Source organism: Sphingopyxis sp. (genome assembly GCF_036402335.1).
Classification (GTDB): Bacteria; Pseudomonadota; Alphaproteobacteria; order Sphingomonadales; family Sphingomonadaceae; genus Sphingopyxis.
This window is the reverse complement of the sequence record NZ_DASWTD010000251.1, coordinates 1-8,196: the sequence shown is the minus strand read 5'-3', so window position 1 is coordinate 8,196 and position 8,196 is coordinate 1. Positions and strand designations below refer to the sequence as shown.

The window sequence follows — 8,196 nt, the reverse complement described above, 5'->3', positions numbered from 1 at the left end:
TCTGCCTCAAGAAAACCCCGCCGGGCACGCCAATCACTGCGGCACTGATTGTCAAGGACGGCACGGTCCGCGTCGGCACGCTGACCGTCGATGGAACGCCAAGCTTTCGGGCCGAATGGGAATATAAGATCCCGACCCAGTCCGAGGGCTGCGTGTTCGATGGCGACACGCTCTATGTCGGCGAGGAGGACGCCGGTATCTGGGAATTGAAGCCGAACGGCAAGACCGCCACAGCGCGCATCGTCGCGCCGGTCGATAACCAGCGCCTCGTCGCCGACGTCGAGGGCCTCGCGACGATCGATCACAAGGGCCAGCGCTACCTGCTCGCCTCATCGCAGGGCGACAATGCCTATGCGGTCTTCCGCCTGCCTTCGATGGACTATGTCGGGCGCTTCGCCGTTGCTGCGGGCGCGTTCGGCGCGACGAGCGAAACCGACGGGATCGAGGCTGTGGCCGGCAATTTCGGCGCCGCTTATCCTGACGGCATCTTCCTCGCACAGGATGGCGACAACGCCCCCAAGGCGCAGAATTTCAAGCTGGTCCGCTGGGACCAGATCGCGGCCGCCTTGGGGTTCTAAAGAGGCCGCAAGGCTTGCGATACGGACGGCGCGCGCCTAGGGGGGCCGCGTCATCCCATCGCCAGCCGAGGCCCTTCCCATGACCGACCTGATTCCCGTCCGCCGCGCCCTCCTGTCCGTCAGCGACAAGGCAGGGCTCGCCGAGCTTGCCGCCGCGCTCGTCCGCCACGGGGTCGAACTCGTGTCGACCGGCGGCACCGCAAAGGCATTGCGCGAGGCGGGTCACAGCGTTCTCGACGTCTCCGACCTCACGGGCTTTCCCGAGATGATGGACGGCCGCGTCAAGACGCTGCACCCGACGGTCCACGGCGGCATCCTCGCGGTGCGCGACGACGCGGCGCATGTCGCGTCGATGGAGGAACATGCCATCGGGGCGATCGACCTTGTCGTCGTCAACCTCTACCCCTTCGCCGCGACCGTCGCGAAGGGCGCCGCGCGCGACGAGATCATCGAGAATATCGACATCGGCGGCCCCGCGATGGTGCGATCGTCGGCGAAGAATCACGCCTTCGTCGGCATCGTCACCGAGCCCGAGGATTATGCCGCGGTGATTGCGGAAATGGAGGCCAACAACGGCGCCACAACGTTCGCTTTGCGCAAGCGCCTCGCCGCAACTGCCTTCGCGCACACCGCGACCTATGACGGGATGATCGCGAGCTGGTTCGCCTTTGCCGACCAGGGCAAGATGTTCCCCGACACGCTGCCGTTGACCGCCAAGCTTTCGAACGAGCTGCGTTATGGAGAGAACCCGCACCAGAAGGCCGCGCTCTACCTGCCCGCCGGGCCCGCCGCACGCGGCATCGCACAGGCCGAACAGGTGCAGGGCAAGGAACTCAGCTACAATAATATCAACGATGCCGACGCCGCGCTCGAACTGGTCGCCGAGTTCCGCGAAGCCGATCCGACATGCGTCATCGTCAAGCACGCCAACCCGTGCGGCGTCGCGACCGCCGCGACGATCGCCGAGGCCTATGATGCGGCACTGAAGTGCGACGATGTCTCGGCCTTCGGCGGCATCATCGCCGTCAACCGGCCGCTCGACGGCGCAACGGCGGAGCTGATCAGCGGCATCTTCACCGAGGTCGTCTGCGCGCCCGACGCCGACGCCGACGCGCGCGCGGTGTTCGCGAAGAAGAAGAACCTCCGCCTGCTGCTCACCGGCGAACTGCCCGATCCCGCACGCGGCGGGTTGATGATGAAAACGATCGCCGGTGGCTGGCTCGCGCAGAGTCGCGACAATGGCCGGATCACGCGCGCCGACCTGAAGGTCGTCACCGACCGCGCCCCGACCGAGGAAGAACTGACCGACGCGCTGTTCGCGTGGACCGTCGCCAAGCATGTGAAATCGAACGCGATCGTTTATGCCAAGGGCGGCTCGACCGCGGGCATCGGCGCCGGGCAGATGAACCGCCGCGACAGCGCGCGCATCGCCGCGGTGAAGGCGCGCGAAGCTGCCGAGAGCCATGGCTGGGCCGAAGCCCGCACTGTCGGCAGTGCGGTGGCGAGCGACGCCTTCTTCCCCTTCGCCGACGGCTTGCTCGCCGCGGTCGAGGCGGGCGCGACCTGCGTCATCCAGCCGGGCGGCTCGATCCGCGACGATGAGGTGATCGCTGCGGCGAACGACGCCGGGCTTGCGATGGTGTTCACCGGCATGCGCCACTTCCGCCACTGATCGGCTCGACTTCGCTCGACACGAACGGCATAGGGGAGCCGTGGTCATCTTGGCCCGGCCGCAACAAGGACCAGCATGACCGCTACCGCGCACCGCCCGTCGATCATCACACGCATGTACAATTGGACGATGGAGAAATCGGCGCACCCGCACGCCGAGTTCTGGCTGGCGCTGGTCTCGTTCGTCGAAGCCAGCTTTTTCCCGATCCCGCCGCACCCGTTGCTCGGGCTGATGTGCCTAGCGAACCCGAAGAAGGCGGTGCGCTATGCGATCATCTGCACGCTCGCGTCGGTTGCGGGCGGCGTGCTCGGTTACGGGATCGGCTTCTTCCTTTACGAGAGTGTCGGGCTGTGGCTGCTCGGCGTGCTCGGGCTGACCGATGCCTTCCCGCCGGCCGCCTGTTACCTTCGCGAATTCGGCGCCGAGATCATCCTGATCAAGGGCGCGACCCCGATCCCGTTCAAGTTGCTGACGATCACCGCCGGCTTCATCCACATGAATTTCTGGACCTTCCTGTGGGCGAGCCTCGCGAGCCGGGCCTTTTCCTTCATGCTGGTCGGAATCCTGTTCCGGCTGTTCGGGGCGCCGATCAAGGCGTTCATCGACAAATATCTGATCTGGGTGACCGGCGCGTTCCTCGTCGCGGTGGTCGCGGGCTTCCTCGCGATCGGGGCGCTGTCGGGCGACGGCAAGACGAAGGAAGCCGACAAGTGCAGCGGCGCGACGCTGGAGAGCATCGGGCTCGATCGGAAGTAGCTCGACGAAGGGCCAAGATGCCCTGGCTCTTTTTCTCGTCATCCCGGACTTGATCCGGGATCCATCGCAGCGCTTGAAGTCGTGGACCCCGGATCAAGTCCGGGGTGACGATGGGAGGGAACGTCTCCCTCCCTGCGAAATCTACTCGTTCGCCATCGTGTGCAGCCAGTCAGCATGCCGCGGGGCCTTCTTGGTCTGGCTCCATTCCTCAAGCATCAGCGGCGCGACGCGTTTCAGCTCGGCATATTGCTCGTCGGTGCCGATGTCGCACGCGAGCTCGACGCGGTGGCCGTTGGGGTCGAAGAAATAGATCGACTTGAAGATGCCGTGATGCGTCGGGCCGAGCACGTCGACGCCTTCGCTTTCCAGATGCGCCTTCGCGGCGACCAGGTCATCGAAGCTGCCGACCTTGAACGCGAGATGCTGCACCCACGCGGGCGTGTTCTCGTCGCGGCCCATGACAGGCTGGTTCGGCAGCTCGAAGAACGCAAGGATGTTCCCGTTCCCGGCGTCGAGGAAGACGTGCATGTATGGATCATATTCGCCGGTCGACGGCACATGATCCTCGGCGAAAGCGGTCGTGTAGGTCATGCCGAGCATGCGCTCGTACCACTCGACCGTCTGCTTCGCATCCTTGCAGCGATAGGCGGCGTGGTGGACGCCGCCCAATTTAATCGGCGATTGGCTGGTCATTTTACCCAACTCCGTTCGTGCTGAGCCTACCCTACTCCGTTCGCCCTGAGCTTGTCGAAGGGCCGTTCTTTCCTTGGACGTCGCAAGAAGAAGGACGGTGCTTCGACAAGCTCAGCACGAACGGGAAAGGGTCAAGCGGTCTCTTTGACTTCCAATGCTCCGCGGCGAATCTGGTCCATTTCCATCGATTTGAACAGCGCGGTGAAATTGCCTTCGCCGAAGCCCTCATCCTTCTTGCGCTGGATGAATTCGAAGAAGACCGGACCGATCACCGTCTGGCCGAAAATCTGGAGGAGCAGGCGCGGGTCACCCTCGGTCGTCGAACCGTCGAGCAGGATGCCGCGCGACTGGAGGCCCTCGACCGACTCGCCATGGCCCGGCAGGCGCTCTTCGAGCATCTCGTAATAGGTCGCCGGTGGCGACGGCGCGAACGGATTGCCGAGCGCCTTCAATTTGTCCCACGCGGCGTAGAGATCGTCACAGCTGAAGGCGATATGCTGGATGCCCTCGCCATTATAGGCGCGCAGATATTCCTCGATCTGGCCCTTGCCGCCCGCGCCTTCCTCGTTGAGCGGGATGCGGATCTTGCCATCGGGGGCGGTCATCGCCTTCGAAGTCAGGCCGGTATATTCGCCCTTGATGTCGAAATAGCGGATCTCGCGGAAGCCCGCGATGCGCTCGTAAAAGGCCGCCCAATGCGCCATACGGCCGCCATAGACATTGTGCGTCAGGTGATCGATCAGCTGCATCCCCGCACCGACCGGGTGGCGATCGACGCCTTCTTCATAGACGAAGTCGATGTCGTAGATGCTGAGGTCCTCACCATAGCGGTCGATCAGATAGATGATCGAACCGCCGATGCCGCGGATCGCGGGCAGGCGCAATTCCATCGGGCCGGGATTGACCTCGACCGGCTCGGCGCCGCGCTCGACCGCTTCGCTATAGGCTTTCGCCGCATCGCGGACGCGCCAGCCCATGCCGCACGCCGACGGACCATGCTCGGCCGCAAAATAGGCCGCGGGCGATTTGGGTTCGTAATTGGCGATCAGGTTAATGCCGCCCTGCCGCCACAACTGGACGTCCTTCGAGCGATGGCGCGCGATCAGCGTAAAACCCATCGCCTCGAATACGGGTTCGAGAATACCCTTCTCCGGCGCCGAGAATTCGACAAATTCGAAGCCGTCGAGGCCCAGCGGATTTTCGAAGAGGTCGGCCATGATCGCATTCCCATCTAGTTTCAATTGAAACTATTATGATGGAATGGGGGGATGGAGTCAATGCACCGGCAACACGGATGAATTAGTAGCCGACGCCAAAATTCAATCGTCATTGCGAGGAGCGAAGCGACGCGGCAATCCAGAATAGGCGCAAACCGCCACTGGATTGCTTCGCTTCGCTCGCAATGACGAAGAATGTGAAGTTACTCACGGCGACGATTATCAAGCCGCCTCGAAGGCTTCCAGCGCCTCGCTAGCCGCTACCCAGCGCGCTTCGGCGGCTTCCTGCGCGGCGACGATCTTGCCGCGCCGCTGCGACAGCTCGCTCATCGTCAGCCCCTTATATTCGTTCGCGGCGCCCTGCGGGTCGAACATCGCGCGGTCGATCGCGGAGAGGATGACCTGATATTTGGCAAGGTCGGCCTCGGCATCCGAGACGTCCTTCTTGATCTTCGCCGCCGCCTCGCGCGCCGCGGCGGCCGCCTTGCGGTCTTCCTTGCGATCGGCCTTCGACGCCTTTTCCTTCGCCGGCGTGCCCTTGCCGAGGATGAAGGCGACATAATCATCCATGCTGCCGTCGAAGTCGCGCGCGGTGCCGTCGTCGACGAGCACGAGACGGTCGGCGGTCAGTTCGAGCATATGGCGATCGTGGCTGACGATCAGCACCGCACCTTCGAAACCGTTCAGGGCCTGCACCAGCGCCTCGCGCGCATCGACGTCGAGGTGGTTGGTCGGTTCGTCGAGGATGAGGAGATGCGGTGCGTCGCGGGTGATCAGCGCAAGCGCGAGCCGTGCGCGTTCGCCGCCCGACAGCTTGCCAACCTCGGTCGTCGCCTTGTTCCCCGCAAAGCCGAAGCGCCCGAGTTGCGCGCGCACCGCGCCCGGCGTCTTGCCCGTCATCACGCGCGTCATATGACCGAGCGGCGTATCGCTGCCGTCGAGTTCCTCGACCTGATATTGAGTGAAATAGCCGACGCGCATCTTGCCCGACGCCGCCATCGCGCCGTCCATCGGCGTCAATTGCGCGGCGAGCAGGCGCGCGAGCGTTGTCTTGCCGTTGCCATTACGTCCGAGGAGCGCGATCCGGTCATCGGGATCGATGCGCAGATTGAGCCGCGTCAGGATCGGCGCGCCCGGCGTGTAGCCCACACTCGCCAAGTCGAGCGTGATCAGCGGCGGCTTCAATTCGTCGGGGCTCGGGAAGTCGAAGACGAGGCTCGGGTCTTCCGACACCGCCGCGATTGGCTGCATCCGCGCGAGCTGCTTTGCGCGCGATTGCGCCTGTTTCGCCGTCGAGGCGCGCGCGCTGTTGCGGGCGACATAATCCTGCAGCTTGGCGCGCTGCGCATCCTGCGCGGCCTTTGCGGCCGCAAGCTGTGCGATACGCTCGGCGCGCTGTCGCTCGAAATCATTATAGCCGCCCGGATAGAGCGTCACCTTGCCGCCTTCGAGGTGGAGGATATGATCGACGACATTGTTGAGCAGGTCGCGCTCGTGGCTGATCACGACGAGCTGACCCGGATAGGCGCGCAGGAAATTCTCGAGCCACATCGTCGCTTCGAGATCAAGGTGGTTCGACGGTTCGTCGAGCAGCAGCAGGTCGGGGTTCGAGAAGAGCAAGGCCGCGAGCGCGACGCGCATCTTCCACCCGCCGGAAAAGCTGTCGAGCGGCTGTGCCTGCATATCCTCGTCGAAGCCAAGCCCGATCAGGATGCGCGCGGCGCGCGCCGGCGCGGTGTAGGCGTCGATCGCGATCAGCCGCTCGTGGATGTCGCCAAGCTTGTCGGGATCCTGCTCGGTCTCCGATGCCGCCAGCAACTCGGCGCGTTCGGTGTCGGCGGCGAGCACCGTGTCGAACGGCGTCGCGGCGCCGCTCGGCGCTTCCTGCGCGATATAGCCAACGCGCGTCTTGCGCGGCATTTCGATGCCGCCCTCGTCGGCTTCGAGCTGGCCGATCATCACCTTCATCAGCGTCGATTTGCCCGCGCCATTGCGGCCGATCAGCCCGACGCGGCTTTTACCCGGCAGGCTGGCGCCCGCGCGGTCGAGAATCGTGCGTCCGCCGAGGCGGACCGTCAGGCCATTGATCGTCAACATGGCGGCGCGCCTAGCATGGCCGATGCCGAAGCCCAAGCCTGCGCGCACGCCGATTCAGGACTTAATGCCCGCCGCCCATCGAAATCTGCTTCGGTCGCGGGGCGAACCACACCGATATCGCCGCAATCACGAACACGACACCCGACGCGAGGAACAGGTGGAGCACCCCGAGCGTCGAGGCCTGCACCTCGACCAGACGCTCGATCGCGGCGCGCGCCTGTTCGAGCGTCAGCCCGGCGCTTTGCAACGACGTCATCGTTGCTTCGGGATTGTTGAGCGACGACACCAGCTCGGAGCGCGAGGTCCGGCTGGCGTCATCCCACGCGGTCGTCGCGACCGCGGTGCCGATCGCGCCGCACAGCGTACGCAGAAAGCTCATGAGGCCGGCCGCCGACGTCTGGTGCTGCGGGGGCACCGAGCTCAGCGCGAGCGCGGTCAGCCCGACGAAGAAGAACGGCATGCCGATTCCCTGCAATATATGCGGCAGCGCGAGCGTCCAATAGCCGACATCGGCGTTCCAGCTCGCGCGCAGGATCGACATCACCGCCATCCAGAGGATGCCGCCGCAGATAGTGATACGAACGTCAACCTTGGTCATCAGCCCGGCCGCAACGGGCGACAGGAGAACGGCAAATACGCCAAGCCAGGCAACGATGAAGCCGGTTTCGGTCGCGGTATAGCCGGCGACCTGTTGCAGCCAGAGCGGCGTCAGCACGACCTGCGCAAAGAAAGCGCCGAAGCCGAGTGATATCGCCATCGTCGCAAAGGTGAAGCCGCGGAAGCGGAAGATGCGCAGATTCACGACCGGATTGGCGTCGGTGAGTTCCCAGATCACGAACGCCGCGAAGCTGATCGCGGCGACCACCGCTAGCCCGACGATCCACGTCGATCCGAACCAGTCATGCTCGCGCCCGGTGTCGAGCATGATCTGGAACGCACCGACCGACACGACAAGCAGGATCAGGCCGATCACATCGATGTGCGCCTTGGCACGCTTCGTTTCGAACGGCGTCAACAGCGTGAAGACGCCGAAAGCGCAGATCGCGACGACGGGCAGGTTGATGAAGAAGATCCACGGCCAGGTCCAGTTGTCGCTGATCGTGCCGCCCAGAATCGGCCCGAGAATCGGCGCGGTCGTCGTCGTCATCGCCCAGATCGCGAGGCCTATCCCGGCCTTTTCCTT

7 protein-coding genes are annotated in these 8,196 nt (G+C 64.4%); 3 read left to right on the top strand and 4 right to left on the bottom strand.

Annotation, left to right across the window (positions count from 1 at the left end):
- The 3 genes from VGD20_RS07940 to VGD20_RS07930 form a co-directional block, all read left to right on the top strand.
- The coding region (locus VGD20_RS07940) for a phytase (protein WP_331133928.1) at positions 1-578 on the top strand (578 nt) is incomplete at its 5' end.
- 79 nt (positions 579-657) lie between these two features.
- Positions 658-2,250 carry a bifunctional phosphoribosylaminoimidazolecarboxamide formyltransferase/IMP cyclohydrolase gene (gene purH, locus VGD20_RS07935; RefSeq protein WP_331133927.1) on the top strand — a complete coding sequence of 531 codons (1,593 nt, stop codon included), beginning with the start codon at positions 658-660 and terminating at the stop codon, positions 2,248-2,250.
- A 102-nt stretch (positions 2,251-2,352) separates the two neighbouring features.
- A complete protein-coding gene (locus VGD20_RS07930) occupies positions 2,353-3,006 on the top strand; it encodes a YqaA family protein (protein WP_331133929.1) in 654 nt (217 codons plus the stop codon).
- 141 nt (positions 3,007-3,147) lie between these two features.
- Here the strand turns inward: VGD20_RS07930 and VGD20_RS07925 are convergent, their stop codons facing one another.
- The 4 genes from VGD20_RS07925 to VGD20_RS07910 form a co-directional block, all read right to left on the bottom strand.
- Entirely contained in the window at positions 3,148-3,699 is a 552-nt protein-coding gene (locus tag VGD20_RS07925) for a VOC family protein (protein WP_331133926.1), read from the bottom strand.
- Between the two features lie 131 nt (positions 3,700-3,830).
- Entirely contained in the window at positions 3,831-4,916 is a 1,086-nt protein-coding gene (gene hppD / locus VGD20_RS07920) for a 4-hydroxyphenylpyruvate dioxygenase (protein ID WP_331133925.1), read from the bottom strand.
- 222 nt (positions 4,917-5,138) lie between these two features.
- Positions 5,139-7,013 carry an ABC-F family ATP-binding cassette domain-containing protein gene (locus VGD20_RS07915; RefSeq protein ID WP_331133924.1) on the bottom strand — a complete coding sequence of 625 codons (1,875 nt, stop codon included), beginning with the start codon at positions 7,011-7,013 and terminating at the stop codon, positions 5,139-5,141.
- Between the two features lie 61 nt (positions 7,014-7,074).
- A partial coding sequence (locus VGD20_RS07910; protein ID WP_331133923.1) for a DHA2 family efflux MFS transporter permease subunit occupies positions 7,075-8,196 on the bottom strand: 1,122 nt, incomplete at its 5' end.